This window comes from Aminobacter sp. P4_D5, assembly GCF_056401815.1.
The window spans coordinates 1-504 of sequence record NZ_JBFUIP010001479.1 but is presented as its reverse complement, the minus strand read 5'-3'; the positions used below and the strand labels follow the sequence as shown (position 1 = coordinate 504).

The 504-nt window shown below is 71.0% G+C and carries 1 protein-coding gene and 1 pseudogene; both read left to right on the top strand.

Features of this window, described 5'->3' with window-relative positions; all coding sequences use genetic code 11:
• Window positions 1–14: 14 nt before the first annotated feature.
• Window positions 15–146 (top strand): hypothetical protein, encoded by a 132-nt coding sequence (locus AC1DWF_RS39070; RefSeq protein WP_476843745.1) that lies wholly within the window; start codon window positions 15–17, stop codon window positions 144–146.
• 85 nt (window positions 147–231) lie between these two features.
• A pseudogene (locus AC1DWF_RS39065) lies at window positions 232–504 on the top strand (hypothetical protein); the annotation flags it as partial.

Genomic DNA, 504 nt, shown 5'->3' with positions numbered 1-504 from the left:
CGCTGGCCGGCCGCGTGCCGGCGCGGGGCGAGATCTTCACCCACAGCTCGGGGCTGGAGTTCCGCGTGCTGGATGCGGATGCGCGGCGGATCCGGCGGCTGCGCGTGCGGCGGCCCGCGGCGGATGGGGCGCAGGCCGCGGAATAGGCGCCGGTTTCACGTCGCTCCTCATTCACGCCTCCGTCTCCTGTCCCCCATCCCGGCGCCTGCCGATCCCGGCTATAGCCGAAGCATGGCATCGCTCCTCGCCCGCTTGACCGCCCGACCCCGGCTTTCCGCCTTCCTGCTGGGACTGGTCTCCGTCCTGGCGCTGCCGCCCGTCTATGCGCTGCCGGTCCTGCTGCTCACCGTTCCCGCCTTTCTCACGCTGATCGGTCGTGCCACGAGCTGGCGGCAGGCGGTCTGGCTGGGGCTCTGGTTCGGCTTCGGGCACAACCTCGCCGGCTTCTACTGGGTCACCCACGCGATCCTGACCGACGTGGCGAAATTCTTCTGGCTGGTGCCC